The sequence below is a fragment of the Citrobacter meridianamericanus genome (assembly GCF_041320245.1).
Taxonomy (GTDB): domain Bacteria; phylum Pseudomonadota; class Gammaproteobacteria; order Enterobacterales; family Enterobacteriaceae; genus Citrobacter; species Citrobacter meridianamericanus.
The window spans coordinates 18,625-45,612 of the sequence record NZ_CP101037.1 but is presented as its reverse complement, the minus strand read 5'-3'; the positions used below and the strand labels follow the sequence as shown (position 1 = coordinate 45,612).

Genomic DNA, 26,988 nt, shown 5'->3' with positions numbered 1-26,988 from the left:
AATGCAATAAGGCTTATAATATGAAACAACTTACTTTCAACGACCTACGCAAGCAAAGCGCACAAGCCGCAAATTCCCCCCGCTTACGTGCCCATCATAATTTCCACCCTGAATTGAGCGACCCGGTGCAGCGTCTGGCTATTGCTATGGAACCGGGAACTTATGTTCGCCCTCATCGCCACCCGCATACTTTTGAACTGCTGACATCCCTTACCGGTCGCTTTTTGGTATTGAACTTTGATGACCTGGGTAACCTGACCCAGCGCGTCGTGTTAGGTGAGGACTGTAAAGTGCTGGAGATGGATGCAGGCACCTGGCATACCGTATTGTCACTGGATGAAGGCGGCGTTATTTTTGAGGTAAAACACGGTAGGTACCAGCCTGTTGCTGATCAAGATGCCGCCCCATGGGCCCCCGCCGAAAACGAGCCGGGAACTGCAGAGCTGATGAAATGGTACACACAGGCGCAAGTAGGTGATGGCGGATATCCGCGGTAATTAATGCGTTGCACGGAGTGCCATTCTCTCCTTCGCGCCAACTTCAAAGGCTAAGACGCTTCCTCCCAAATCACCTACTCGTAAACCTGTGGCAAGAGTAGAGGCACTGTTGCAAATAGTCGGTGGTGATAAACTTATCATCCCCTTTTGCTGATGGAGCTGCACATGAACCCATTCAAAGGCCGGCATTTTCAGCGTGACATCATTCTGTGGGCCGTACGCTGGTACTGCAAATACGGCATCAGTTACCGTGAGCTGCAGGAGATGCTGGCTGAACGCGGAGTGAATGTCGATCACTCCACGATTTACCGCTGGGTTCAGCGTTATGCGCCTGAAATGGAAAAACGGCTGCGCTGGTACTGGCGTAACCCTTCCGATCTTTGCCCGTGGCACATGGATGAAACCTACGTGAAGGTCAATGGCCGCTGGGCGTATCTGTACCGGGCCGTCGACAGCCGGGGCCGCACTGTCGATTTTTATCTCTCCTCCCGTCGTAACAGCAAAGCTGCATACCGGTTTCTGGGTAAAATCCTCAACAACGTGAAGAAGTGGCAGATCCCGCGATTCATCAACACGGATAAAGCGCCCGCCTATGGTCGCGCGCTTGCTCTGCTCAAACGCGAAGGCCGGTGCCCGTCTGACGTTGAACACCGACAGATTAAGTACCGGAACAACGTGATTGAATGCGATCATGGCAAACTGAAACGGATAATCGGCGCCACGCTGGGATTTAAATCCATGAAGACGGCTTACGCCACCATCAAAGGTATTGAGGTGATGCGTGCACTACGCAAAGGCCAGGCCTCAGCATTTTATTATGGTGATCCCCTGGGCGAAATGCGCCTGGTAAGCAGAGTTTTTGAAATGTAAGGCCTTTGAATAAGACAAAAGGCTGCCTCATCGCTAACTTTGCAACAGTGCCGGGATTACGTGAAGCATCCACATAAAGCAACTAACCATGATCGCAATAGCACAACCAATTGGAATCCATGTGCTCAACCACGTCTGGATTGATGTAGCGGTTGATTCACCAGTATCGGTGCCAGCGGCCAGCGCAATTTGCGGCAGGGCAATGGACAAAACGCCCATAACTACCGCAGGGCCATACTTCTTAAACAACGTGGTCATACTTTCTCCTTACTCACTATCTTCTGTTGATTGCAGATTTAACCGGCATTCTTCAACGCCACACTTATCTTTCAAAAACTCTGCCAGTAGCCTTAAATCAGCCCAGGTTCGTAGTTCATGCTCTTTGTTAACCCGAATGGAACATGCGATCTGGCCCAACTGTTCATCGTCTATCTGAAAAACGGGATACCACGTCTTTAATGAAACCCGTTTTATCGTTACCTCCTTCACTTTTCCTGTTTCAAATAGCTCCAGGATCTGTGATTGCAATACAAGGTACAAACGTTCCATCCATAACCTCACTCCCCCTTCGCTGTTTCCTGTTTGGTTAAAAAGGCATCCGTATTATTTCGGCTGAAGGCATCGCCATCACCCGAACCAAAAACATCTTGTTCACCGTCATACTGCGTGGCCGTACTTTTTGCCTGCTGAGGCTCAGTCGCGGTGCTGTCCTCACTGGTCTGGCCATCAGGTAGCAGCGTAGGGATTTTCAAATCAGTTGATTGACGCGCCACGTTGATAACTTTCGTGACATACCCGTTAGAAATCCCGTTTATGAGTGAGCCGGTGTTGTAGCAGGAAAGCGCGTGTCTCAGCGCAACCTGCCCGGCTGGATAGGATTTCAGGGCGCTATCATAACAGGCTTTAAGGATGGTCTGGCTCGCCCGCAGGTTGATGCAGGGCTTGAAAATATCGTCAACCGAAAGACCCAGGCCCACTAAATTATTTGAGTTAATTTGTGCAAGGCCCATATCAAAACTTTTATTATCCTTCAGCAGAACTTTCGAAACGCTGACGGCCTCAGCTTCAGTACGTGGTTGCTGTTTTAACTGGGTACTACCACCGTTAATATTGATCCTGTACGGCCCATTTGAGGACTCATGGCCGACGATGTACGCCATTGTTAAGGGTGAAACATCAGGCGCACATCTCTGCGCAAGCCTGGCAACTTCATCTGAGGCAGGCGCAGCACTGGCACGGCCAGCACAAGCAAGGCAGGCCAGAGCGAGAACCAGAAGTTTTGGATGTTTACTCATTTACGTTTCACCGCGTAATTGTAATTTCGACGACTTATGTTTATGATAAGGGCTAATGAGATCGTGTCAAGAAGAAACGAAAAGAAAACCTCTGAAGGAAGGAAGGTAATGCTGGTTCCCCTGAAATCAGAAAAACGCCCCAAAGGTGAACCCATGTATCGTGACCCGGATAACCCTTTTAATACGTGGACTGGTATAGGGAAGCGCCCGGCCTGGCTAACTGCAAAATTGGACGCTGGCATTAGCCTGGAAGCCATGAAAATGCAGGGCGTTGCCAACCCCAGAGAACATAGACAAGTAAAATACCGCGACCCCAGGAACGCAGAAAATACCTGGTCCGGGACTGGCCGCCGACCAACATGGCTCAAAGAGCTGCTTGATAGTGGTTTATCACTTGATGATCTAAAGATATAACCGGAGAGTATAAAAATGGGCGATGTTATTGATTTTGCGGAAAAGCAAAAAGGCAGAAGGAAGAAAAAGGCATTTTCCATTCCGCCCATTTTAAGAAAATTCCGAGTCCATGCTATCAGGTTACTCGCCAGCATCATCAAATCCGGCTCTTATTCAGTTGCTTATATCGTTAAGAAAATTACAGGAAAGTTAATCAAGTTGTTCGCAATGTTAACGATTTTCGTTTTTATTGTCGAATATATCGCAGGCGATATAGGTTACAAATCTATTTATAACTCTGCGTTATTATTAATATTACTTACCGTTATCAACATTCTGGCGGGTGTATATCTGAACAAACTGTTAAGGACAAAACAATGAAGAAACTCTTAATCCCTCTGATAGCAGCTGGTAGTCTGCTTTATCTTCCTGCCAGCCATGCTGAAGATCCCTGCAAAGTTATTATGTGCATGGCGGGCAAGCTCACCGGCGATAGCGGCGGAAGCGAGTGTAACAGTGCTGAAGCTGCTTTCTTCAATATCGTTAAAAAGAACAAGCACGGCTTTTTACCCAACCACACGAGGGATGCCAGGAAGGCTTTTCTTAATGAATGCCCGGATAATGGCGAAGGTGGAAGTAACCAGTCGATGATAAGCCAGATCATAAGTAAATACGGGAAAGTTCGCTTATAGGCGGGCTAGGAATAATCTCAATTTAAGGAGCCAACGTGAAAAAAATTATATTAAGTGCATTAGCCTGTACAGCTCTCTTAACTGGTTGCGTCAGCCAAGATAAAGGTAATGCGATGCAGAGCCAGATGAATAACCAGCAACGCCAGATTAACGAATTATCCGTTCGTTTGCAGTCTGCGGAGTCCCGGCTATCAAAGCAGGAAGAAAAGCTGCGCAACGAACTGCTGCAATCCAGCGGCTATTGCTATCTGAATGGCGCCCGCTACTCGACCGGCACCGTACTTTACGGGCGGATTTGCCAAAATCAGTCAGGCAGCGCTTCGTGGCAGGTTTACAGCCGTCGCTAAACACCAGGGCGGTTTAACCGCCCTTTTCTTTACCCACAGAAAGCACACTATCACCATGTTCCCCTTCCCCACTACAGAAAACCTTATTCTATGGGCTTGCAGCGCCATCGCACTGTTTGCCGTTGTATTCTTCCGGCGTTCAGTACGCAACCGACGACACAAAAGGAAGCAGCAAAGTGCGCGGCGGGTGCTGGAGCGCATAAAGACGTTGCCGGGCTTCCCACAAAAAATTAACTACCTGAGGAAAATTGATCCTTTTGTGTTTGAAGAACTGTTGCTGGAAGGATTTGAAGCGCATGGCTTCAGAACCATCAGAAACAAACGCTATACCGGCGATGGAGGCATTGACGGCCAGGTAATAATAGGAAAATATCGCTATCTTATTCAGGCTAAACGCTATCGCGGCCATATTGCTTTACAGCACGTACAGGAGTTCGAGAAGTTGCTTAAACGTCATAACTGTCGCGGTCTGTTTTGCCATACCGGGAAAACCGGCGCAGGTTCAAAATCTGTCAGTATTGCCAGTGAACGGATGGAGATTATCAGCGGCCAGCGCCTGATAGATTTGCTCACGCCCGGCAGCTCCTTCACTATCGCAACCGCCCCGCAGACGATGATGAAGCGTACCGCAGCAACACTAGAAACGAGCACCATTGTTAAAGATGCCGGTAAAGAAAATCGATACCATGAGAGTTAATTAAATGAAGTCAGTAACTATAGAAGCAAAAACATTTGCTGAAATGTTAGGAATAACAGAAGGTGAATTAATCTTTGCCATTAAGAAAACTGGCACATTCAAAAACAAGACCATCCCACAACCTCATGAGCCACATAAATCAAATAATAGATTTTTATATTCAGACGTAATGAGGTTTATAGAATCACTAAAAGACAAAGAGAACCGGTAATGACTCCAACTTACTGATAGTGTTTTATGTTCAGATAATGCCCGATGACCTTGTCATGCAGCTCCACCGATTTTGAGAACGACAGTGACTTCCGTCCCAGCCTTGCCAGATGTTGTCTCAGATTCAGGTTATGTCGCTCAATGCGCTGAGTGTAACGCTTGCTGATAACGTGCAGCTTTCCCTTCAGGCGGGATTCATACAGCGGCCAGCCATCCGTCATCCATACCACGACCTCAAAGGCCGACAGCAGGCCCAGAAGACGCTCCAGCGTGGCCAACGTGCGTTACCTAACAATAAACCTGTTTAAATATCCAGATAAAAACATTCAATCTGGGTCAAATGAGTGATACAGTTTCACCCATAAGACCCAATGGAGGCAATATGTCTGAATTTGAATTACTGGCGCAGGATCTGCTTGAGAAAGCAGAAGCGGAAGAACAACTGCGACAGGAAAATGATAAAAAGCTGCTCGGGCAGGTGCTGGAAATCTATGACCAGAAGTACGTGGCTGAACTGCTTAGAAAAGTTGGTAAAAATGAGTGGAGTCGCGAGACTCTTAATCGCTGGATTAATGGTAAGTGCTCACCTAAGACGCTGACGTTAGCCGAAGAGGAACTTCTACGAAAAATGCTTCCGGAAGCGCCTGCACATCACCCTGACTATGCCTTCCGGTTTATTGACCTGTTTGCTGGGATTGGAGGTATACGGAAGGGCTTCGAAACCATCGGTGGCCAGTGCGTTTTTACCAGTGAATGGAATAAAGAGGCTGTGCGCACATATAAAGCTAACTGGTTTAACGATGCTCAGGAACACACTTTCAATCTCGATATTCGGGAAGTCACGCTCAGTGATAAACCTGAAGTACCTGAAAACGATGCCTATGCTTACATTAATGAGCATGTGCCGGATCATGATGTACTTCTAGCAGGTTTCCCCTGTCAACCGTTCAGCCTTGCGGGCGTAAGCAAGAAAAACTCGCTCGGGCGCGCGCATGGTTTCGAATGTGAGGCTCAGGGAACGCTTTTCTTCGATGTGGCGCGTATTATACGCGCAAAAAAACCTGCCATCTTTGTTCTTGAAAACGTTAAAAACCTGAAGAGCCATGACAAGGGTAAAACCTTTAAAGTCATCATGGATACCCTCGACGAACTGGGCTATGAAGTTGCGGATGCAGCTGAGATGGGCAAAAACGATCCTAAAGTTATCGACGGAAAGCACTTTTTACCTCAGCACCGAGAACGTATCGTTTTGGTCGGTTTCCGTCGTGATCTGAACATTCACCAGGGCTTTACCCTGCGCGATATTAGTCGTTTTTATCCGGAACAGCGTCCGTCATTTGGCGAACTGCTGGAACCCGTGGTTGACAGCAAATATATACTGACGCCGAAACTCTGGGAGTATCTCTATAACTACGCCAAAAAGCACGCAGCTAAGGGTAACGGATTCGGTTTTGGCCTCGTTAATCCTGAAAATAAAGAAAGCATTGCCCGTACGCTTTCTGCTCGCTATCACAAAGACGGGTCTGAAATTCTGATAGACCGTGGCTGGGATATGGCCACAGGTGAAACAGACTTCGCGAACGAAGAAAATCAGGCGCATCGGCCCCGCAGGCTGACTCCACGAGAGTGCGCGCGCCTTATGGGTTTTGAAAAAGTAGATGGCAGGCCTTTTCGCATTCCTGTGTCAGACACTCAGTCGTACAGGCAGTTCGGTAACTCCGTAGTGGTGCCCGTGTTTGAAGCCGTAGCCAAACTGCTTGAACCTTATATCCTGAAAGCGGTTAATGCCGATTCGTGCAAGGTTGAACGAATCTGATCGCTCCTCCCGGTATTTATGCCGGGAGATAATCTATGGAATATCTGCGTAAAGCCCTGTCAGCTCAGCAATAAACGCACCTAGCGTCATTAGCTCAGCTCTCACCGCCTCCGGGTATTTTTTGTGCAGCGATGATGGCACGACCAATCTGACACCCGACTCCCGCATCTCCCGATATTGAGCCAGAGAAACTCCCTCTTGGAGTGTAAACAGATGCACCTGATGAATTTTATCGGCCTCATTCAGTATCTGACGCCAGCGATCCTTACAGGTAGTCTTGACTGCCAGCATGCGCAGATTTTCTACGGGAAACTCAGTATCGTGGTAAGCCCCTGCGGAAGGGAAAAGGAAATCGGGTTTTTTATTACCTTCTGTGATGGCCTGCGTCGCAAAGTGTCGCAGGCCGTGCTCAATGAATAGATGCTCCAGGTGCAGTTCCAGAGACTTCCCGGCTCTGGATTTACGGCGATTGCTGACAGAATTGGCCAGCGCAATAAATTCATCCACAGAGCCAAATCCTTTCCGGATGATATCCAGAACATGCAGTTCCTCAACCAATAGAAATATGTCGTACTCCACGCGCCGGCGGTCAAGAAGTTGCTCATCCGGATCAAGGGAATTTTTCACATAATGGCTGGCTGCATACTGAATAATTTCACTTCCCGACGGAAAGCGCAGGTGCCAGTCTTCAGGTAGAATATATTTATGATTTACTGGCGCTTGCTGTAGAGATAGTCCGCCTAGAATCTGTCCTGCGGGGCCGGATATAAGCGCTCCGGGTATAACTTCACCAATAGCGGTCTCAATGACGTCCTCTTCATCAGTGCTGGCGCATACCCAAATATTTACTTCCTTACAGTCCCCCCCTTGCTCATCAAGCTTGAAAGCCAGGAGCGTCAGAGCCCCTGTATTTTCAGGATCCTGAAGTGGGCTGCCTCTACCCCAGCGGGTAATCCTTTTTTCATTCCGGGTTTTACCAAAATGACGGCTGTTATAATAAATTGCCCTGGCTTCGCTGTCAGGGCAATCATGCGATGACACATGTGCGGTGAGAAAAACCGAAGGGTTCAGTTCACGGGTATGGTTGATAGACGGAAAGAGTTTTTCAACGATACCTGAAGGGATATAAAGCCCTACCTGGTGACCACCTGTTGCGCCGGTATCGTTGGCGGAAAGGCGTTTGATGTAGACGAAGTAATTCTCACATGCGATCTCAAGTAGCCAGTTGTGGAAAACCGACATAAGCATCCCCTGTTACCCTGAAACTCTACTCACCATTTTTTCATGATTATATACAAACAGTGTCATTTTCAGAAGACGACTGCACCAGTTGATTGGGCGTAATGGCTGTTGTGCAGCCAGCTCCTGACAGTTCAATATCAGAAGTGATCTGCACCAATCTCGACTATGCTCAATACTCGTGTGCACCAAAGCGAGGTGAGCATGGCGACGGAGGCTCTGTTGCAAAGATTGGCGGCAGTCAGAGGTAGGCTGTCGCTCTGCGCCGATCAGGCGGCTGCTGCGAAATGGTGGTTGAGCATGCCCATGGCCTCCGTCAGCGCCGAGGGCCCAATGCCAAAAGCTCTCTCCACAAGGCGCACCTCGCCCCTGATGCCGGGCTGCAGGCACCAGGGGCGAGCCTGTCCTTTGCGCAGGGCTCGCATGACTTCGAATCCCTTGATCGTGGCATAGGCCGTGGGGATCGATTTGAAACCGCGCACCGGCTTGATCAGTATCTTGAGCTTTCCGTGATCGGCCTCGATCACGTTATTGAGATACTTCACCTGCCGGTGGGCCGTCTCCCGGTCCAGCTTTCCTTCGCGCTTCAATTCGGTGATCGCTGCACCATAGGGGTCGTTTGCGGGAGAGGGCGAAATCCTACGCTAAGGCTTTGGCCAACGATATTCTCCGGTAAGATTGATGTGTTCCCAGGGGATAGGAGAAGTCGCTTGATATCTAGTATGACGTCTGTCGCACCTGCTTGATCGCGGCCGCGATAGCTAGATCGCGTTGCTCCTCTTCTCCATCCGCGTTCCAAGCTGCGGAAAGGCACCCATAAGCGTACGCCTGGTCGAGCAGGCGACGCGGATCGACGTCCAGCGCACGAGAGAATGCGTCCGCCATCTGTGCAATGCGTCTAGGATCGAGACAAAGGTCGTCTCTGTCAGCCGGATCGTAGAACATATTGGCGGCGCCAAAGCCCACTTCACCGACCAGACCGACGGGATCTATCACCAGCCAGCCGCGACTGGAGAACATGATGTTTTCATGATGCAGATCGCCATGTAGCCCACGCAGTTCCGAGGCATTGCTCATCATTTGATCGGCTATAATCGCCGCGTGGACGTAGTCAGTTTGACAACCTGCGTTTTGATCATCGCGCGCCCGCTGAAACAAAGCTGCAAAGCGATCCCGGATCGGGAGAAGGGCAGAAGGCAGGGGTTCCTCAGATGCGGCATACAGCTTCGCCATTAGTTCCGCTGCAATTTCGGTCGCCTGGTAGTCGCCGTGCTCGGCAACGATGTGAGAGAGCATTCGCTCCCCGGCATATTCGAGCAACATCAGATTGTTCTCACGACCGAGCAACCGGACTGCTCCCCTCCCATTGCGCCATACCAGATAGTCGGCCCCGCGCAGTTCATCAGCAATGTCTTCTATAGGTTTCAATCCCTTGACGATTGCAGGAGTCCCGTCTGGCAATGAAACTTTCCAAACGAGGCTGGAAAAGGTGTCCGCAATGAGAACAGGTTGCGAAACGTGCCAATGAGCAGGAAAAACAGGCGGCATGAACATCAACCCCAAGTCAGAGGGTCCAATCGCAGATAGAAGGCAAGGCGTTCGCGGTCGGGGGCTTCGATCCCCAATACATTGAATAGGACAGCGAAGGCGCGCTCTGCTTCATCTGGCGCTGCCCAGTTCTCTTCGGCGTTAGCAATCATGAGTGCCAAATCGGCATAGCGATCTGCTGTTCCGAGCCGCCCAAGGTCGATCAGACCCGTGCATTGAAGAGTTTTAGGGTCCACCATGAAGTTCGGCATGCAGGGATCACCATGGCAAACAACCATATCGGTGCGCTCTTGGTCGAGCCGCACCGGTAGCTCTCGTTCGACACGAGCCAAAAGATCGAGCTGCGGCGTACTCTTGTCCTCGTCCGGTAAGAAGTCGGGATTGACGGCATTGCGGGACACCACATCAACGGCGCGTCCGAACATTCGCGACAGCCTGCGCTCAAACGGACATTGATCAACCGATAGGCTGTGAACAGCGCCAAGTTGCTGCCCCATTGACGGCCACGCTTTGAGCAAATCCGCTCCAGACAGATCAGCCGCCGGTACTCCCGGAATTGCCGTTATCACCAAGCATGCACCCTCCTGTTCCTCCTGCCAGTTGATCACCTCGGGGCAAGCCACACCTCGACCTTTGAGCCAAATGAGGCGGTCACGCTCTCCAGCGAGCTCACCGCGGCGGGAAGCAGGTGCGATTTTCGCGAAGGCATGCCCGTCACCACGTCGAAAAACAAAATCACCAGATTCTCCGCCTCTGACAGGCAACCAGTCAGAATGCGATTCACCAAAAAAAATATTAGTTCGATTCAATGGAGGTTCCTTCAGTTTTCTGATGAAGCGCGGAGGTGGCTCAACCTGCGAAAAGAAACGAGTTGCTACGTAAGTCCGAGAACATGCTTTCCATGGTCTCTGAGCTCGCCTTGATGCCCGAGGCATAGACTGTACAAAAAAACAGTCATAACAAGCCATGAAAACCGCCACTGCGCCGTTACCACCGCTGCGTTCGGTCAAGGTTCTGGACCAGTTGCGTGAGCGCATACGCTACTTGCATTACAGCTTACCAACCGAACAGGCTTATGTCCACTGGGTTCGTGCCTTCATCCGTTTCCACGGTGTGCGTCACCCGGCAACCTTGGGCAGCAGCGAAGTCGAGGCATTTCTGTCCTGGCTGGCGAACGAGCGCAAGGTTTCGGTCTCCACGCATCGTCAGGCATTGGCGGCCTTGCTGTTCTTCTACGGCAAGGTGCTGTGCACGGATCTGCCCTGGCTTCAGGAGATCGGAAGACCTCGGCCGTCGCGGCGCTTGCCGGTGGTGCTGACCCCGGATGAAGTGGTTCGCATCCTCGGTTTTCTGGAAGGCGAGCATCGTTTGTTCGCCCAGCTTCTGTATGGAACGGGCATGCGGATCAGTGAGGGTTTGCAACTGCGGGTCAAGGATCTGGATTTCGATCACGGCACGATCATCGTGCGGGAGGGCAAGGGCTCCAAGGATCGGGCCTTGATGTTACCCGAGAGCTTGGCACCCAGCCTGCGCGAGCAGCTGTCGCGTGCACGGGCATGGTGGCTGAAGGACCAGGCCGAGGGCCGCAGCGGCGTTGCGCTTCCCGACGCCCTTGAGCGGAAGTATCCGCGCGCCGGGCATTCCTGGCCGTGGTTCTGGGTTTTTGCGCAGCACACGCATTCGACCGATCCACGGAGCGGTGTCGTGCGTCGCCATCACATGTATGACCAGACCTTTCAGCGCGCCTTCAAACGTGCCGTAGAACAAGCAGGCATCACGAAGCCCGCCACACCGCACACCCTCCGCCACTCGTTCGCGACGGCCTTGCTCCGCAGCGGTTACGACATTCGAACCGTGCAGGATCTGCTCGGCCATTCCGACGTCTCTACGACGATGATTTACACGCATGTGCTGAAAGTTGGCGGTGCCGGAGTGCGCTCACCGCTTGATGCGCTGCCGCCCCTCACTAGTGAGAGGTAGGGCAGCGCAAGTCAATCCTGGCGGATTCACTACCCCTGCGCGAAGGCCATCGGTGCCGCATCGAACGGCCGGTTGCGGAAAGTCCTCCCTGCGTCCGCTGATGGCCGGCAGCAGCCCGTCGTTGCCTGATGGATCCAACCCCTCCGCTGCTATAGTGCAGTCGGCTTCTGACGTTCAGTGCAGCCGTCTTCTGAAAACGACAAACGATGTCAGCCAATAAGTTGTTGTAATAATCGACAAGTGTTTGTTGCAACTCGCCGTCCTGTAAGACTGCATTATCAGTCTGATTCAGGGCGGCTATGGTGTCATTTATACACCATAAACCGATGACGGCTGCACGTAAATCTGTGGATGCTCTTGATGGCGATTCAACGTTTGCTGTCCCACGCATGGCGACAGCATTGTTTAGCCCAGCAATAATCCCATTATAAGTTGGGGGGAGGGGCTCCGACAACTGCAAAGCTATCTTTTCTGTATTGTTTTGGATGTCGTCCGCAAGAATGGTATTCTCGATCAGTTCTCGAGCCAATAATGATGTTTCGAAGCAGACGGCCAACACCGTCTGCTTCGTTTCTGGTTCTTGTTCTTCCACTGCCAGCGCGTTACTGATTGTTACGCACGTAAGTAGCAAAGTGAATGCGCTCTTGAGTCTCATCAACGGTTGCCTCCACAGTCTCGCTGGCACTGGAATCAATGTGAAAATTGTTCTGGATCGGATCAACAGGAATAAATCGATCACAGTCGAACTCTCTTGGAATTATGGTCATGTGCAGTTTCGTTGCTGATGAAAGAGCTTGAATGTACAACTTCTCCCCACCAATGACAGCAATGCGTTGATCGGTATTCTCATACAGGTTGATCACAGCACGAAGATCAGGAACGACAGTAGCGCCTATGACATCTTCTTGTTTTAACGTCGAGGAGATCACGAACGATTCGCGTTCGGGGAGAATTCCTTTCTCCTTGATTCGCTCCTCGGCGCCATCCTTTTCTAACTGCATGTCACGCATGTCAGTATACGTGTGTTTCCCCATAACGCACACGCGGATCTCTTTAGAAATCCGCGTAAATCGCGCCATGTCTTCTTTGCATTTCCATGGAATCTTGCCGCCTTTCCCGAATCCCAACTTAGAATCCACAGCGACTATTAGCTCAAGTTGTGGGTGACTCATTAAAACTCCAAACCAGTCGATGCTGGTTGTTCCAGATATTGCTTACGGAAGGTGGCCAGATCAATCAGTTTGATATTTGCCTTTCCGCTGTTGTTGAGATCGTGCACTTTCTTCAATTTGCCGGAAGATCCGGAAGTGGATGCCGCGATCACCATGGTGGTCTTCGACGAGACTGATGATTGCACTTCACCACCCTCAGCTTCAATCAGCTTCTCCAAGGCCGCGTCACGAAAACCGGTGATCACGATCTTCTCACCGGTAAAACGATCCCCCGAAGTGACCTGCTGTTTGAACCCGATGATTGATTGAATCTTGTTGAATAGCTCGGCATGTTCAGCCATACCTGCAAGCACTTTTGCGGCAGTTTTGTAGCTGAATTTGTCGACGCTAACGATCTGCTCTTCGGTGATGGCATTGAAATCATCCAAGGTCTTAATATCCAAGCCTTCACACAGAGCTTTCATCTTGCGGCGCCCAACGCCGCGCCCAAAGTGGGGCATCGACCCCAACCAAACCGACAGGGGAACACTACTGGGTATAGGAAGTATAAACCACCTTTTTGCTCCTCATCCGAAGTATCTTACCTGAAATTCCCTCACTCGTTTACCGCTCAAGCCCCAATTTTAACTGCCGGTCCAGCCTAAACCGCTCTAATAAGGTTCGATTTGGCGGTAAAATCTCTAGCCTGATAGCTCGAGAGATACAAACTGCCCCACCGCCCCGTTTAAAAGTTGGCAGTGTTGAGCAGTGTTGGATTTGGGGTCGTCAGTCAAAGAGACGACTCTGTGATGGATCGAACAGGCTGGGAGTCAGTGGCGGCGCTCGTTCTGGTGGCAGCTCACGCTGCTTGGCGGCATTCGCCTTGGCTGTTTTCTGTTTCAGATGCTTGAGAATCTGCTCAATGACCTTCGGATCTTCGATGCTGGCAATCACTTTGACGTGACCGCCGCAGTGTTCGCAGACTTCAATATCAATATTGAAGACTCGCTTGAGGCGTTGCATCCAGGTCATGGCGCGGTGGCGCTCTGCAGGACTCTTGTCACGCCAGTTAGTATCGAGACCTTCCGATTTGTCGGGCTTCTTGCCCCGCTTGGCGGGTGTTACTTGAACTCGGTGTTTGCTGTTCGGTGCAAAGACGCCGTGGAAGCGTGTGAGGTTGACTCGCGGCTTAGGTACCAACGCAGCGAGTTTGGCGATGAAGTCCAGCGGCTCGAAGATCACATGGGTGGTGCCATTGCGGTACGGAGTTTTGAGGGCACTGTTGCAAATAGTCGGTGGTGATAAACTTATCATCCCCTTTTGCTGATGGAGCTGCACATGAACCCATTCAAAGGCCGGCATTTTCAGCGTGACATCATTCTGTGGGCCGTACGCTGGTACTGCAAATACGGCATCAGTTACCGTGAGCTGCAGGAGATGCTGGCTGAACGCGGAGTGAATGTCGATCACTCCACGATTTACCGCTGGGTTCAGCGTTATGCGCCTGAAATGGAAAAACGGCTGCGCTGGTACTGGCGTAACCCTTCCGATCTTTGCCCGTGGCACATGGATGAAACCTACGTGAAGGTCAATGGCCGCTGGGCGTATCTGTACCGGGCCGTCGACAGCCGGGGCCGCACTGTCGATTTTTATCTCTCCTCCCGTCGTAACAGCAAAGCTGCATACCGGTTTCTGGGTAAAATCCTCAACAACGTGAAGAAGTGGCAGATCCCGCGATTCATCAACACGGATAAAGCGCCCGCCTATGGTCGCGCGCTTGCTCTGCTCAAACGCGAAGGCCGGTGCCCGTCTGACGTTGAACACCGACAGATTAAGTACCGGAACAACGTGATTGAATGCGATCATGGCAAACTGAAACGGATAATCGGCGCCACGCTGGGATTTAAATCCATGAAGACGGCTTACGCCACCATCAAAGGTATTGAGGTGATGCGTGCACTACGCAAAGGCCAGGCCTCAGCATTTTATTATGGTGATCCCCTGGGCGAAATGCGCCTGGTAAGCAGAGTTTTTGAAATGTAAGGCCTTTGAATAAGACAAAAGGCTGCCTCATCGCTAACTTTGCAACAGTGCCATACTGTGTAGTATCATAATGCATAAATCACGATTTTTGATACTGACATTCAGTACCGTTTTGGGTGGTATCAAAACTCATAACATTTGAGACGGTTAAAAAGAGAACAGAACACCCGTTTACGAAAGGATGCGTGATGGCTGCTGATTTTCTGACCGACAAACAGACACAGAACTACGGGCGTTATGCCGCAGAGCCAAACGAGATCCAGCTGGCACGGTATTTTCATCTTGATGAGCGAGACCTTACTTTCATCAACCTGCGTAGGGGCAGGCATAACCGGTTGGGAATTGCCCTTCAACTCACAACTGCCCGCTTTCTGGGAACCTTCTTGTCCGATCTCATGCAAATACCGCCCGGTGTCCAGTTTTATGTCGCAAGGCAACTTAACATCCGCTATCCAGAGATCATTTCCCGCTATGCTCAAAGGGAAAACACACGTTGGGAGCACCACGGGCTTATCAGGCAGCACTATAGCTATCATGATTTCGGTGATTTCCCGTGGTCGTTCAGACTGAAGCGATTGCTGTATACCCGTGCATGGCTCAGTAATGAACGCCCCGGACTGATGTTCGATTTTGCCACCGCGTGGTTGCTTCAAAATAAAGTGTTGTTGCCAGCCGCATCCACCCTGACGAGAGTCATTGGTGAAATCCGTGAGCGTGCGACCCGCCGCTTGTGGCGAAAATTGGCCGCGCTGCCAAACCGTTGGCAGACCGCACAACTGGCTGGGTTACTTGAAATCCCCGAAGGACAGCGACTCTCAGTGATGGAGCACCTAAAAAGAGGCCCTGTCACTATCAGCGGCCCCGCGTTCACTGAAGCACTTGAACGTTACACTCGCCTGCGCAGCCTGGAGTTTTCCTGTCTGAATTTCACTGGGCTGCCCGCCATACAGCTCCGCAATCTGGCACGCTATGCCGGAATGGCATCGGTGAAATATATCAGCAGAATGCCAGAAGAACGGCGGCTGGCGATCCTTACCGCATTCGTGAAAGCGCAAGAAATCTCGGCGCTGGACGAGGCCGTTGACGTGCTGGATATGCTGATCCTCAATATTACCCGGGAGGCGAAGAAAACCGGGCAGAAAAAGCGACTTAGGACGCTCAAGGATCTTGACCGCGCGGCGTTGCTGCTGGCGCGGGCATGCGCACTTTTACTTGATGAAGATACCGCCGATGATTTGCTGCGAAAGACCATATTCAGCAGTGTGTCTGTCGCCAGACTGGCAGAGTCCGTGGAAAAAGTGAATGAACTGGCCCGCCCCCAGGATACAAACTTTCAGGATGAAATGGTGGAGCAATACGGACGGGTAAGGCGTTTTTTGCCCGCACTACTGCGCGATCTGCACTTCCGTGCGGCCCCAGACGGTGAACATACCTTGGCTGCCATCCATTACCTGGCAGAGCTAAACGGCTCGAAAAAACGGATCCTGGACGATGCACCTGAACATATCATTTCAGGCCCTTGGAAACGCCTGGTGTACGATGCTGACGGTCGGATACAGCGAGCAGGTTACTCGTTGTGTCTGCTGGAGCGACTTCAGGATGCGCTACGCCGTCGTGACATCTGGTTGGAAAACAGCGATCGTTGGGGTGATCCGCGCCAAAAACTTCTTCAGGGGGAGGAATGGCAGGCGCAGCGGGTTCCAGTCTGCCGGGCATTGGGTCACCCCACTAATGGCAGTAAAGCATCGGAGCAATTGGCCGCTCAGTTAGATGAAACCTGGAAAACGGTGGCATCACGTTTTGATCGCAATACCGCCGTGGACATCTGCAATGAAGGTAAACATCCTTCGCTGACCATCAGCAGCCTGGATAAATTGGATGAACCACCGGCGCTGATACAACTGAGCAGCCGAGTCAGACAATTGCTTCCACCCGTTGACCTGACAGAACTGTTGCTCGAGATTGACGCCAGAACTGGCTTCACCCGTGAATTCAGCCATGTCAGCGAGTCAGGTGCCCGTGCGCAGGATCTGCATATAAGCCTGTGTGCGGTGATGCTGGCTGAGGCCTGCAATATCGGACATGAGCCGCTGATCAAGCACAATATCCCTGCACTGACTCGCCATCGTCTGAGCTGGGTGAAACAGAACTACATCCGAGCAGAAACGCTGGTTAGCGCCAATGCGCGGCTGGTTGATTTTCAGTCCTCGTTAGCGTTGGCAGGATACTGGGGGGCGGGGAGGTAGCCTCCGCTGATGGTATGCGTTTTGTCACGCCAGTGAAAACGGTGAATTCTGGCCCCAACAGAAAATACTTTGGTTCAGGGCGCGGCATCACCTGGTACAACTTTGTCTCTGACCAATATTCGGGTTTTCATGGCATAGTGATTCCTGGAACACTGCGGGATTCCATCTTTGTGCTGGAAGGGCTACTTGAGCAACAAACGGGACTAAACCCGGTTGAAATCATGACGGACACAGCAGGTACCAGTGACATTATCTTTGGCCTGTTCTGGCTACTGGGATACCAATTTTCACCTCGTCTGGCGGATGCGGGTGAGGCTGTGTTCTGGCGGGCCGACAAAGCAGCGAATTACGGGGCGTTGGACAAACTGGCGCGGGGTTGTGTTGACCTTTCTAAAATCGAAAGCCACTGGGATGAGATGATGCGGGTTGCCGGTTCGCTGAAGCTGGGCACTATTCATGCGTCAGAACTCATTCGATCGCTATTGAGAAGTACCCGACCGTCAGGGCTTGCTCAGGCAATAATGGAGGTCGGAAGAGTTAACAAGACACTGTATCTTCTCAACTATATTGATGATGAGGACTATCGTCGCCGGATCCTAACACAGTTGAACCGGGGTGAAGGCCGCCATGCCGTTGCAAGAGCCATCTGCTACGGTCAGCGTGGCGAGATCAGAAAACGTTACCGCGAGGGGCAGGAAGATCAGTTGGGTGCGCTGGGTCTGGTGACAAACGCAGTGGTGCTGTGGAATACGCTTTATATGCAGGAAGCCTTGTCGCACCTGCGCAGCATCGGGGAAGGGCCAGAGGATGAACATATCGCGCGGCTTTCGCCTCTGATGCACGGTCATATCAACATGCTGGGACATTATACGTTCACACTACCGGAGGATATTATGAAGGGGGAATTGAGGCCGTTAAATCTCAATTTAAACAATGAATTATCTCCTTAGCGTGGTTTTTTACATCATTGGCCCTCAAACCCCATGATGATGGTTTCGAAACGTCTTAAGGCCAAAGACTATCGAACGGTTTCCACGGGATTTAACGTCCTGAGCTCTAAGCCAGGGCTGATAACTTTGGCCATAGCCCACTCCTATGCCGTCACCTAGCGCATTTTCATAATCCAAATAGGATTTGAGACGCCTACCCCTACCCATGATCGTACCCAAAAAACGACATTGATACGTACCTATATGTGCATTTTATAGTCTCCAACCCTATAACCACACATTCAGTAAGCATACAACATTAGCGTCGTTTTTTGAGAATGGTTACAACTTTAGTGCTTTGTGTACAACTTTATTGTCTTCGGACAGTAGGACCCTCTAAAACCAATAGAATTTACGTAGAAACGCGTTTAGTAAAGGCTTTACTAATTACTAATGACTAACATATTAGCACTTTCAGATCTGTCAGCAATAACCCCGGGCGGCGAAATAATGAGAAGAGTTCTTCCGGAGAGCCTTTTCTTTCTATCTGATTGATTTTTAACACTTTTAAATGTCAGCTTTATGTAAACCTGTGGGATTTACTCCTAATTAAATCCCATAGTATGAAAATTAGGCATTTGCAAACCTTAATGACGTGACGTTGTCACGTAAATCAATGGAATTTAGTCTCTAGTAAAGAGTTAACTAGTGACTAACTGCCTGATCGGTGTGCTTGAACGGTGCACTTCAGGCCGGATATAAAAATTGATGAGAGATATACAGAAAATGATGGACCGGCTTAATAGGGGTCTGACGCTCAGTGGAACGAAAACTCACGTTAAGCAACGTTTTCTGCCTCTGACGCCTCTTTTAATGGTCTCAGATGTCCTTTGGTCACCAGTTCTGCCAGCGTGAAGGAATAATGGCCGAGCATATTGATATGTCCGTGGCAAAGCGGGGAGAGGCGTGCGATATCTTCATCATTCAGTGTTTCACCCTGCGCCCGGAGATGATCCAGGGCTGCCTGCATATAAATAGTGTTCCATAACACGACGGCGTTAGTGACCAGCCCCAGTGTGCCCAGTTGATCTTCCTGACCGTCGGTATATCGTTTTCTTATCTCACCTTTTTGACCGTGACAGATGGCTCTGGCAACGGCATGGCGACTTTCTCCCCGATTAAGCTGGGTCAGAATGCGCCGGCGGTAATCTTCATCATCAATATAATTAAGCAGATACAGCGTTTTGTTGATGCGCCCCACTTCAATGATTGCCTGAGTCAGTCCGGAAGGACGTTCACTTTTCAGCAATGAACGGACCAGCACTGAAACCTGTACTTTGCCCAGCTTCAGGGAGCCAGCGGTCCGGATCATTTCGTCCCACTGAAGGACTATTTTTCGGGGATCTGATTGCCCTCTGGCAATATCATTCAGCACGCCATAGTCGGCATCATGGTCCATTCGCCAGAAAACCGAAGCACCGGCATCAGCCAGGCGTGGAGAAAACTGGTATCCCAGCAGCCAGAAAAGGCCAAAGACAAGTTCGCTGGCACCTGCTGTATCGGTCATAATTTCGGTTGGATTCAGCCCGGTCTCCTGTTCCAGAAGACCTTCCAGCACAAAGATAGAGTCCCTCAGCGTCCCCGGTATAACGATGCCATGAAAGCCGGAATACTGATCGGACACAAAGTTGTACCAGGTGATCCCTCTGTTATTACCAAAGTATTTGCGGTTCGGTCCGGCATTGATTGTTCTGACTGGCGTAACAAAGCGCATTCCATCTGCAGATGCCACTTCTCCTCCACCCCATATCTGTGCCAGTGGCAGCGTTGCCTGAAAATCAACCAGTCTGGCATTAGCGCTGGTGATAGTTTCAGCCCGCAGATAGTTCGCTTTTGTCCAGTTCAGCCGGTGTCGGGTCAGTGCAGGAACATTTGATCTGATCAGTGGTTCCAGACCGATATTGCAGGCTTCAGCCATCAGCACGGCGCTGATGCTGACGGGCAGATCATCAACTCTGGCACTGGCTTCACTAGCATGGAAAAACTCATCAGCAAATCCGGTATGGGCGTTAATTTCGAGCAGCAACTCCGTTAAATCCACCGGAGGGAGTAGATCACTGATCATTTTGCTCAGTCGTTTCAGACTGTCCGGCTCATCAAGACTGGCGAGGGGAGAAATTGTCAACCGGGGCTTCGGGCCAGAAACATCGAGTTCGACAGCCTCATTTTCGCAAAGACGTGCAGCAACCTGTCTGTAACGACTATCAAGCTGATGACCCAGAGATTTTATTGCTTCCTGCGGGTCTGTCGGGTGCCCCAAAGAACGATAAACCTTAATCCGGTTTGCCTGCCAGTCAGCACCCTGTAGTAATCTTGCACGAGGATCTCCCCACCGGTTACTGCCGGTAACGTAGACATCCCTCCGCCTCAGACTATCCTGCAGTTTACTGAGAAAGCAGAGCGTGTATCCCCTGCGGGTGATATGTTTTTCCTTGTTAATCACCAGCCGTTTCCATGACCGACTGATAATTTCCGTTGGTGCGTCGTCAAAAAACTGCCGCCGTGAGCTGAACTCCCGGCTGAGGTAGTCACAGGCATTCAGAGTGGTAACCCCGGCAGGTGCGGATGAAAATTTAACGGTATTCAGCAGATGGGGCAGGAAACGACGAACGCGCCCGTACTGCTCCACCATTTCTTCATGAAAATTATCGTCTGAGGGCCGGGCAATTTCACGGACAAGCGTGATGATTTCAGCCAGCTTTTGCCTTGGGATGTAGCTGAACACCTCAGCACGAATCGATTCGTCCGGTGTTTCTTCTTTCAGCAGGTACGAACATGCGCTGGCGAGCGCCAATGCAGATTTATCCAGATCCTTCAGCGAGCGGAGCCGTTTTTTCTGCCCAATCTTTCTGGCGTCACGGATGATAACGGCCAGCATGGCGTCCAGAACGTCCAATGCATCATCCAGCGCCAGCGTTTCCCATGCAAGGACAAAGGCAACCAGAACCGCCATCCTTTTCTGCGGTGACATCCTGGCAATATTGAACACCGAAGTCATACCAGCATAACGTGCGAGATTTTTCAGGCGCACAGCCGGGAGTGTACTCAGGTTTTCAGCATGCAGGCCAAAATCGTTCAGAGTTTTCCAGCGTTCAATTGCTTCATTAAACGCCGGACCACTGATGGTCACAGGGCCCTTTTTCAGTGATTCCAGTAAAGACAGGCGGCTGCAATCAGTTGGCCCCAGCAGCATCTCCAGCTGTGAACGCTGTTCGGCTGACGGTATCAGTGCCAGTTTGTTCCACAGGCGCAACGTCGCCTTTTCCCTTACCTCTGAAATCAACCGGGTCAGCGTAGTGGCTCCGGGGAGAATAATACGATGTTGCATAAGCCACCCTGTCGCCAGATCGAAAAGCAGGCCAGGACGTTCGTTGCTTATCCAGCTCCGGGTATATAAAAGACGGGTAAGGCGAAATGTCCAGGGCCAGGCAAATTCACGATACTGATAGTGCTGACGTATCAGCGCTGCATGCTCACGGCGGGTATTTTCCCTCTGACCGTATTCTGCAAGAACGGTGATATCACGAATCCCGAGCTGTCTGGCGGTAAAATGCCGGACGCCGGAAGGAATATGATTCATATCGGTGAGGAAGGTGCCCAGAAAACGGACACATCCAATTTGCAGGGCAATGCCCAGACGGTTGTGATCACCTCTGCTTTTTCCGATAAATTCCTTGTCTGCTTCATCAAGGTGAAAATATCGTGCCAGCTGAAGCTCATCCGGTTCACCGGTGAATCTGCCATAGCTTTCAGTCTGCTCAGTGGTCAGAAAGTCAACGGGCATATCGGCCTCCCTGCCTGACGGGCATTTAGTAACATTTTTCCAACCGTACGAAATGTTATAAATTATCGGACATCGTAAAACTGTTACATTAATATGTCTATTAAATCGTAAATTTGTAATAATAGACATGAGTTGTCCGATATTCGATTTAAGGTACATTTTTATGCGACTTTTTGGTTACGCTCGGGTCTCAACCAGTCAGCAGTCTCTTGATCTTCAGGTCAGAGCACTCAAAGACGCAGGTGTGAAAGCAAACCGTATATTTACCGATAAGGCATCCGGCAGTTCAACAGACCGGGAAGGGCTGGATTTGCTGAGGATGAAGGTGGAGGAAGGTGATGTCATTCTGGTTAAGAAGCTCGACCGTCTTGGCCGCGACACTGCCGATATGATCCAACTGATAAAGGAATTTGACGCTCAGGGCGTGGCAGTCCGGTTCATTGATGACGGGATCAGTACCGACGGTGATATGGGGCAAATGGTGGTCACCATCCTGTCGGCTGTGGCACAGGCTGAACGCCGGAGGATCCTAGAACGCACGAATGAGGGCCGACAGGAAGCAAAGCTGAAAGGAATCAAATTTGGCCGCAGGCGTACCGTGGACAGGAACGTCGTGCTGACGCTTCATCAGAAGGGCACTGGTGCAACGGAAATTGCTCATCAGCTCAGTATTGCCCGCTCCACGGTTTATAAAATTCTTGAAGACGAAAGGGCCTCGTGATACGCCTATTTTTATAGGTTAATGTCATGATAATAATGGTTTCTTAGACGTCAGGTGGCACTTTTCGGGGAAATGTGCGCGGAACCCCTATTTGTTTATTTTTCTAAATACATTCAAATATGTATCCGCTCATGAGACAATAACCCTGGTAAATGCTTCAATAATATTGAAAAAGGAAGAGTATGAGTATTCAACATTTTCGTGTCGCCCTTATTCCCTTTTTGCGGCATTTTGCCTTCCTGTTTTTGCTCACCCAGAAACGCTGGTGAAAGTAAAAGATGCTGAAGATCAGTTGGGTGCACGAGTGGGTTACATCGAACTGGATCTCAACAGCGGTAAGATCCTTGAGAGTTTTCGCCCCGAAGAACGTTTTCCAATGATGAGCACTTTTAAAGTTCTGCTATGTGGTGCGGTATTATCCCGTGTTGACGCCGGGCAAGAGCAACTCGGTCGCCGCATACACTATTCTCAGAATGACTTGGTTGAGTACTCACCAGTCACAGAAAAGCATCTTACGGATGGCATGACAGTAAGAGAATTATGCAGTGCTGCCATAACCATGAGTGATAACACTGCTGCCAACTTACTTCTGACAACGATCGGAGGACCGAAGGAGCTAACCGCTTTTTGCACAACATGGGGGATCATGTAACTCGCCTTGATCGTTGGGAACCGGAGCTGAATGAAGCCATACCAAACGACGAGCGTGACACCACGATGCCTGCAGCAATGGCAACAACGTTGCGCAAACTATTAACTGGCGAACTACTTACTCTAGCTTCCCGGCAACAATTAATAGACTGGATGGAGGCGGATAAAGTTGCAGGACCACTTCTGCGCTCGGCCCTTCCGGCTGGCTGGTTTATTGCTGATAAATCTGGAGCCGGTGAGCGTGGGTCTCGCGGTATCATTGCAGCACTGGGGCCAGATGGTAAGCCCTCCCGTATCGTAGTTATCTACACGACGGGGAGTCAGGCAACTATGGATGAACGAAATAGACAGATCGCTGAGATAGGTGCCTCACTGATTAAGCATTGGTAACTGTCAGACCAAGTTTACTCATATATACTTTAGATTGATTTAAAACTTCATTTTTAATTTAAAAGGATCTAGGTGAAGATCCTTTTTGATAATCTCATGACCAAAATCCCTTAACGTGAGTTTTCGTTCCACTGAGCGTCAGACCCCTAATAAGCCAGCCTTTCTTGGGATGATTGATGATGTTGAACACGCTATAAAGCGAAAATGCCCCTTTTTAACCTATAGGTTGGGCACTATGAGTAAGATACAATCAAATCGCCAGTCAGATGGCTAATTTCATTTTGACCAAAGCGGGCTATTTCAAGCGTTATCGCTGAGACGAGGCTTCAATGACAAGTACACTTGACCCATCACACAAGCAAATTGAAATGTGGCGCAGAGCTACCGGTTCCGAAGGTGGACTCAACGAATACCGCAACTGGGTTCTGGAAAATAGTATGAGATTTACAGCATACGGTATCCATACCGTTATCGTCGAAGGTGAGGCGAAGCATATAACAGCGCTTGATGATGTTACCCTCTGTAACGAGTGGGCGAAGCTTAAAAGAGAAAACAATAGGCTTTACGCAGCAAATGAAAAAATTTGCTCTGGCTGGCGTGGTTTTGTGTTGCGTTTGTTAGGAATAACACTGTCATGCAGAAAACCGGTCATCTTACTGGGGGCAGACGCGAAGAATCAAAATGATGCCGTGAAAGGGGCTGATTTGTAATTTTCAGGCGAGCCCACCGTTCTTAGAAAGCTGTTCTATGGGTATGTAAGGAAGATAATGTTCTCTGAACGCTCAGTACACTTAATCACTTCCTGTACAAAGGGCAAGAATCATCAGGGCCACGTCTGGCCGACATTGGACATAGATCCAAAACAAACCCCGGACGACGCAGCATATGCCTGGAGTAACATTGTAGACGACGCCAGAAGTAATCAGGCGGTACCGGCATTGTCCTTGTATTCAGGTAATCACTGGTCTACGGCAAAGGAAATTTTAAACTCAACCAGAAATCTGGAGTTGTGGATAATCTCTGCCGGGATGGGGTTTTTAAATAGTCGAGATCGGGTGCCCTCTTACGAGGCGACATTTCATCAAGTACCATTCAGGCATGATCTCTGGTGGAAAGCCATCACAAAATCACTAGGAAAGCATAACCGTTGCGCAACTATAAGCCAGTTAATGCAGTCCAGTCCGAATGATGAATATTTGATTGCGGCTTCGCCTGTTTATATTGCTGCTGTCCAGAATGACATCCTGAAGGGCATTGAGAGTTTGACTCATCCTCTTACGCAACTAACGATCGTGACATCAGGGGCATATGCTGGCCCACTTGAAGAATACTTAATTAAGAGTTCTTCTAGGATGATGAAAGAGCTAGAGTGCAATATGGTGTGCCTGAATATAAAACTGGCTCAATACATACTTAAAAGTGGTAGTCGTTAGAACTAGACTGTTAATGATACAATTCTCCTGTTATTTTATTTTTATAAAAGGTCTCAAATATGCTCAAAAACAGATTTTCTTTATTGTGTCTTGCTGTGGCATCGTCACTTACTCTTACTGCTTGCGATGTAGTTGATGCTGCCTATGACGAGACTTTAAATGATAATGCACCCGAAATTGTAATAGCTGGAGGATTCAAAATTGATATCCAAGGTAATGCAGTTCCGGTTGAGGGATATGATAATTGCTCTTTGAATACTCTTCAGGGAAGCGTTGATACGGATAAATCAAATTGTATTGTTCTGGATAGAACACGTAAAAAAGTACCGGTTCTAGTTCATTTGTCATCCGGTCCCGTCAAAGAAGAATGGAAGATCGAGCACCAGGTTGAAAAAACCAAATCCGGCAAAAATTTCATCCAAACTCGTATGATTAGACCTGACGGTAACTTTGTAGTGCCTGCATCCTCAGAACGAGGGATCTTTAGTGGCAAACATTACAGTCAAGCCAGCTAAGTCAAGTCTATCCGTTCAAACAGAAAAAGGTTTCTTAAAAATGACGTTATCCGCTGCATTGCAAGGCACTTTTAAAGAGATGAGGAAAGACAATACAGTAGGCATCACAGTTCAAACTTGTTCAGATATTTTTGACAGCAATGTTCCTCCGGCTTATGTTTTCTGGCTTTATCGTCTCAAAGCGGGAGAAACTTTGCCGCGCGGAAGGTTCTTCAGAAAAAGAAAGCCAATCATCAATGTTATGGCAGTTGTTCATGATGCTGCATTCGAAAAATAACTGCGCTATCAGGAAAGTTACTTTTATGAACGTAATTGCAGCTGGAATTTTTTGCTTTATTTTTTACCCTACAGCTTTCGCTTATGCTTGTTATAAAAAGAGATGGCTAGAGTGGATTTTTCTTACTTTAATTATAATTTTTGCTTCTGCCATTTCGATTCAACAATACAATGAAGCGAATTTTGTAAGTGAGTTAAATTACCCTATGTTTATCTCCGCCATATATGGCCTGTCACTGGCATGGTTTCCTTTTCCGATTGCTTATGTTGTTCTGCGCTTCCTTCTTGATGATTTACAGCATGAGTACCCTAAACAGTGAGCAGATTTTAAGACTCATGAACAACATCGAAAGCACGAAACAGTCTGCACAAGGAAGATAAGGAGTATTCTTAGCAAGATATCTTTGTACCTGAAGACATAAAGCTGGCATCTTTTTCCTTATAGAGTGTATTATGATTAAGTAAATCCTTATCAAAGAATTAGAAAGTGAGGTCGTATGTCTGAAGCACTCAAATCGTTAAACAATATTCGTACTCTTCGCGCCCAGGGCCGCGAGCTGCCTTTAGAAGTACTTGAGGAAATCCTCGAAAAGCTTAATGTCATTGTTGATGAGCGTCGTCAGGAAGAATCATCCAAAGCTGCCGAACTGCAAGCTCGTCAGGAGAAACTTGACGCCCTGCGTAAGTTAATGGAAGAAGATGGTATCAACCCGGAAGAGCTGCTTGGCTCATTCCAGGCCAAATCTACGGCTACCAAGAAAAGCCGTGAACCACGCCCGGCCAAATACTCATTTACTGATGAAAATGGCGAAACAAAAACGTGGACTGGACAGGGCCGTACCCCCAAAGCTCTGGCAGAACAAATTGCAGCCGGTAAAAGTCTTGATGATTTCCTGATCTAACTTTTGCCACCAGTTTTGATAGAGGCCACTTCGGTGGCCTTTTCTCATACGGAATCAATTTCAGGTACAGAACATATGAAAAATTCAGAACCTAAGAGCTGTGATCCCTATGTGGACAGTTTGATTAGAAATGCAGATGCAAAGGAAGCCAGGTCATTTCTCAAAATATTGAAGCCCTTACCATTCCTTATCGTTATCATCGCTGTATTCTTTTTTTGGGTATCGTTTTCCCGTTTATTATCCCAGGTCGCGTAAAACCTTTTTAAAGACTCTTCTTTACCAGATATGCTCCCTCACCGGGAT

28 protein-coding genes and 7 pseudogenes are annotated in these 26,988 nt (G+C 49.4%); 21 read left to right on the top strand and 14 right to left on the bottom strand.

What is annotated here, in order from left to right; all coding sequences use genetic code 11:
* The first annotated feature begins 20 nt into the window (after positions 1-20).
* Together NMD08_RS26080 and NMD08_RS26075 are read left to right on the top strand one after the other, a co-directional pair.
* Positions 21-497: a WbuC family cupin fold metalloprotein gene (locus NMD08_RS26080; protein WP_001572372.1), complete on the top strand. Its 477-nt coding sequence runs from the start codon at positions 21-23 to the stop codon at positions 495-497.
* A 165-nt stretch (positions 498-662) separates the two neighbouring features.
* On the top strand, positions 663-1,367 hold the full coding sequence (locus NMD08_RS26075; RefSeq protein WP_001067855.1) for an IS6-like element IS26 family transposase: 705 nt from the start codon (positions 663-665) through the stop codon (positions 1,365-1,367).
* 33 nt (positions 1,368-1,400) lie between these two features.
* Here the strand turns inward: NMD08_RS26075 and NMD08_RS26070 are convergent, their stop codons facing one another.
* The 3 genes from NMD08_RS26070 to NMD08_RS26060 are packed head-to-tail and all read right to left on the bottom strand — an operon-like array spanning position 1,401 to position 2,662.
* Complete coding sequence (locus NMD08_RS26070; RefSeq protein ID WP_148839772.1) at positions 1,401-1,625, bottom strand: conjugal transfer protein TraM; 225 nt, start codon at positions 1,623-1,625, stop codon at positions 1,401-1,403.
* Positions 1,626-1,634: 9 nt separating this feature from the next.
* Positions 1,635-1,916 (bottom strand): transcriptional repressor KorA, encoded by a 282-nt coding sequence (korA, locus tag NMD08_RS26065; RefSeq protein ID WP_016338364.1) that lies wholly within the window; start codon positions 1,914-1,916, stop codon positions 1,635-1,637.
* Positions 1,917-1,924: 8 nt separating this feature from the next.
* A complete protein-coding gene (locus NMD08_RS26060; RefSeq protein ID WP_013279384.1) occupies positions 1,925-2,662 on the bottom strand; it encodes a lytic transglycosylase domain-containing protein in 738 nt (245 codons plus the stop codon).
* Between the two features lie 108 nt (positions 2,663-2,770).
* On the opposite strand from NMD08_RS26060, the gene NMD08_RS26055 reads away from it, so the two are divergent.
* The 6 genes from NMD08_RS26055 to NMD08_RS26030 are packed head-to-tail and all read left to right on the top strand — an operon-like array spanning position 2,771 to position 5,002.
* Complete coding sequence (locus tag NMD08_RS26055) at positions 2,771-3,076, top strand: H-NS family nucleoid-associated regulatory protein (RefSeq protein WP_012561154.1); 306 nt, start codon at positions 2,771-2,773, stop codon at positions 3,074-3,076.
* Positions 3,077-3,091: 15 nt separating this feature from the next.
* On the top strand, positions 3,092-3,436 hold the full coding sequence (locus tag NMD08_RS26050) for a hypothetical protein (protein WP_012561155.1): 345 nt from the start codon (positions 3,092-3,094) through the stop codon (positions 3,434-3,436).
* Positions 3,433-3,747 carry a TrbM/KikA/MpfK family conjugal transfer protein gene (locus NMD08_RS26045; protein ID WP_016338363.1) on the top strand — a complete coding sequence of 105 codons (315 nt, stop codon included), beginning with the start codon at positions 3,433-3,435 and terminating at the stop codon, positions 3,745-3,747. The genes NMD08_RS26050 and NMD08_RS26045 overlap by 4 nt, the downstream gene beginning before the upstream one ends.
* A 35-nt stretch (positions 3,748-3,782) precedes the next feature.
* Positions 3,783-4,094: a hypothetical protein gene (locus NMD08_RS26040; protein WP_013279382.1), complete on the top strand. Its 312-nt coding sequence runs from the start codon at positions 3,783-3,785 to the stop codon at positions 4,092-4,094.
* 55 nt (positions 4,095-4,149) lie between these two features.
* Positions 4,150-4,791 carry a restriction endonuclease gene (locus tag NMD08_RS26035; protein WP_012561158.1) on the top strand — a complete coding sequence of 214 codons (642 nt, stop codon included), beginning with the start codon at positions 4,150-4,152 and terminating at the stop codon, positions 4,789-4,791.
* Positions 4,792-4,795: 4 nt separating this feature from the next.
* Positions 4,796-5,002: a hypothetical protein gene (locus NMD08_RS26030; RefSeq protein WP_001749967.1), complete on the top strand. Its 207-nt coding sequence runs from the start codon at positions 4,796-4,798 to the stop codon at positions 5,000-5,002.
* 10 nt (positions 5,003-5,012) lie between these two features.
* Here the strand turns inward: NMD08_RS26030 and NMD08_RS26025 are convergent.
* Positions 5,013-5,285: pseudogene (locus tag NMD08_RS26025) on the bottom strand (IS1 family transposase); the annotation flags it as partial.
* Positions 5,286-5,383: 98 nt separating this feature from the next.
* Between NMD08_RS26025 and NMD08_RS26020 the strand changes: the two are divergent.
* Complete coding sequence (locus tag NMD08_RS26020) at positions 5,384-6,817, top strand: DNA cytosine methyltransferase (RefSeq protein ID WP_001288432.1); 1,434 nt, start codon at positions 5,384-5,386, stop codon at positions 6,815-6,817.
* Positions 6,818-6,850: 33 nt separating this feature from the next.
* On the opposite strand, the gene NMD08_RS26015 is transcribed toward NMD08_RS26020, so the two are convergent.
* Positions 6,851-8,059 (bottom strand): type II site-specific deoxyribonuclease, encoded by a 1,209-nt coding sequence (locus NMD08_RS26015; protein ID WP_001749969.1) that lies wholly within the window; start codon positions 8,057-8,059, stop codon positions 6,851-6,853.
* 61 nt (positions 8,060-8,120) lie between these two features.
* Between NMD08_RS26015 and NMD08_RS26010 the strand changes: the two are divergent.
* Positions 8,121-8,186, top strand: a pseudogene (locus tag NMD08_RS26010) (EAL domain-containing protein); the annotation flags it as partial.
* A gap of 139 nt (positions 8,187-8,325) precedes the next feature.
* On the opposite strand, the pseudogene NMD08_RS26005 reads toward NMD08_RS26010, so the two are convergent.
* From NMD08_RS26005 to aph(3'')-Ib, 3 genes and pseudogenes are all read right to left on the bottom strand, one after another.
* Positions 8,326-8,667 (bottom strand): annotated as a pseudogene (locus NMD08_RS26005) (IS6-like element IS6100 family transposase); the annotation flags it as partial.
* Between the two features lie 106 nt (positions 8,668-8,773).
* Positions 8,774-9,610 carry an aminoglycoside O-phosphotransferase APH(6)-Id gene (locus tag NMD08_RS26000; RefSeq protein ID WP_000480968.1) on the bottom strand — a complete coding sequence of 279 codons (837 nt, stop codon included), beginning with the start codon at positions 9,608-9,610 and terminating at the stop codon, positions 8,774-8,776.
* Complete coding sequence (gene aph(3'')-Ib, locus NMD08_RS25995; RefSeq protein WP_001082319.1) at positions 9,610-10,413, bottom strand: aminoglycoside O-phosphotransferase APH(3'')-Ib; 804 nt, start codon at positions 10,411-10,413, stop codon at positions 9,610-9,612. The genes NMD08_RS26000 and aph(3'')-Ib overlap by 1 nt, the downstream gene beginning before the upstream one ends.
* Positions 10,414-10,570: 157 nt before the next feature.
* Here aph(3'')-Ib and intI1 point away from each other — a divergent pair, with 157 nt between their 5' ends.
* A complete protein-coding gene (gene intI1, locus NMD08_RS25990; protein WP_000845039.1) occupies positions 10,571-11,584 on the top strand; it encodes a class 1 integron integrase IntI1 in 1,014 nt (337 codons plus the stop codon).
* On the opposite strand, the gene NMD08_RS25985 is transcribed toward intI1, so the two are convergent.
* The 4 genes and pseudogenes from NMD08_RS25985 to NMD08_RS25970 form a co-directional block, all read right to left on the bottom strand.
* Positions 11,571-12,176 carry a hypothetical protein gene (locus NMD08_RS25985; protein WP_048228299.1) on the bottom strand — a complete coding sequence of 202 codons (606 nt, stop codon included), beginning with the start codon at positions 12,174-12,176 and terminating at the stop codon, positions 11,571-11,573. The genes intI1 and NMD08_RS25985 overlap by 14 nt on opposite strands.
* Before the next feature lie 10 nt (positions 12,177-12,186).
* Positions 12,187-12,756 (bottom strand): trimethoprim-resistant dihydrofolate reductase DfrA19, encoded by a 570-nt coding sequence (gene dfrA19, locus NMD08_RS25980; protein WP_000019304.1) that lies wholly within the window; start codon positions 12,754-12,756, stop codon positions 12,187-12,189.
* Entirely contained in the window at positions 12,756-13,220 is a 465-nt protein-coding gene (locus NMD08_RS25975; protein ID WP_000645230.1) for a BRCT domain-containing protein, read from the bottom strand. Before NMD08_RS25975 ends, dfrA19 begins: the two co-directional genes overlap by 1 nt.
* Positions 13,221-13,521: 301 nt before the next feature.
* Positions 13,522-14,010: pseudogene (locus NMD08_RS25970) on the bottom strand (transposase); the annotation flags it as partial.
* A gap of 63 nt (positions 14,011-14,073) precedes the next feature.
* Here NMD08_RS25970 and NMD08_RS25965 point away from each other — a divergent pair.
* Entirely contained in the window at positions 14,074-14,778 is a 705-nt protein-coding gene (locus NMD08_RS25965) for an IS6-like element IS26 family transposase (protein ID WP_001067855.1), read from the top strand.
* Between the two features lie 188 nt (positions 14,779-14,966).
* Positions 14,967-17,974, top strand: a pseudogene (locus NMD08_RS25960) (Tn3 family transposase).
* A 36-nt stretch (positions 17,975-18,010) separates the two neighbouring features.
* Here NMD08_RS25960 and NMD08_RS25955 read toward each other — a convergent pair.
* Positions 18,011-18,181, bottom strand: a pseudogene (locus tag NMD08_RS25955) (transposase); the annotation flags it as partial.
* Between the two features lie 610 nt (positions 18,182-18,791).
* A complete protein-coding gene (locus NMD08_RS25950; protein WP_001143760.1) occupies positions 18,792-21,797 on the bottom strand; it encodes a Tn3-like element Tn3 family transposase in 3,006 nt (1,001 codons plus the stop codon).
* 163 nt (positions 21,798-21,960) lie between these two features.
* Between NMD08_RS25950 and NMD08_RS25945 the strand changes: the two genes are divergently transcribed.
* The 8 genes and pseudogenes from NMD08_RS25945 (at position 21,961) to NMD08_RS25910 (ending at position 26,685) form a co-directional block, all read left to right on the top strand.
* Complete coding sequence (locus NMD08_RS25945; RefSeq protein WP_001235713.1) at positions 21,961-22,518, top strand: recombinase family protein; 558 nt, start codon at positions 21,961-21,963, stop codon at positions 22,516-22,518.
* 265 nt (positions 22,519-22,783) lie between these two features.
* A pseudogene (gene bla, locus NMD08_RS25940) lies at positions 22,784-23,559 on the top strand (class A beta-lactamase).
* A 329-nt stretch (positions 23,560-23,888) separates the two neighbouring features.
* Complete coding sequence (locus tag NMD08_RS25935; RefSeq protein ID WP_001371925.1) at positions 23,889-24,269, top strand: hypothetical protein; 381 nt, start codon at positions 23,889-23,891, stop codon at positions 24,267-24,269.
* Between the two features lie 57 nt (positions 24,270-24,326).
* Positions 24,327-24,992, top strand: a complete 666-nt coding sequence (locus tag NMD08_RS25930; RefSeq protein ID WP_000490638.1) for a hypothetical protein — start codon at positions 24,327-24,329, stop codon at positions 24,990-24,992.
* A 59-nt stretch (positions 24,993-25,051) separates the two neighbouring features.
* Positions 25,052-25,507, top strand: coding sequence for a hypothetical protein (locus NMD08_RS25925; RefSeq protein ID WP_000916941.1), 456 nt, complete (start codon positions 25,052-25,054; stop codon positions 25,505-25,507).
* Positions 25,479-25,784: a hypothetical protein gene (locus NMD08_RS25920; RefSeq protein WP_223152485.1), complete on the top strand. Its 306-nt coding sequence runs from the start codon at positions 25,479-25,481 to the stop codon at positions 25,782-25,784. The genes NMD08_RS25925 and NMD08_RS25920 overlap by 29 nt, the downstream gene beginning before the upstream one ends.
* Positions 25,785-25,809: 25 nt before the next feature.
* Positions 25,810-26,103, top strand: a complete 294-nt coding sequence (locus tag NMD08_RS25915) for a hypothetical protein (protein WP_001100635.1) — start codon at positions 25,810-25,812, stop codon at positions 26,101-26,103.
* 177 nt (positions 26,104-26,280) lie between these two features.
* A complete protein-coding gene (locus tag NMD08_RS25910; RefSeq protein ID WP_001287391.1) occupies positions 26,281-26,685 on the top strand; it encodes an H-NS family nucleoid-associated regulatory protein in 405 nt (134 codons plus the stop codon).
* The last annotated feature ends 303 nt before the right edge of the window (positions 26,686-26,988 follow it).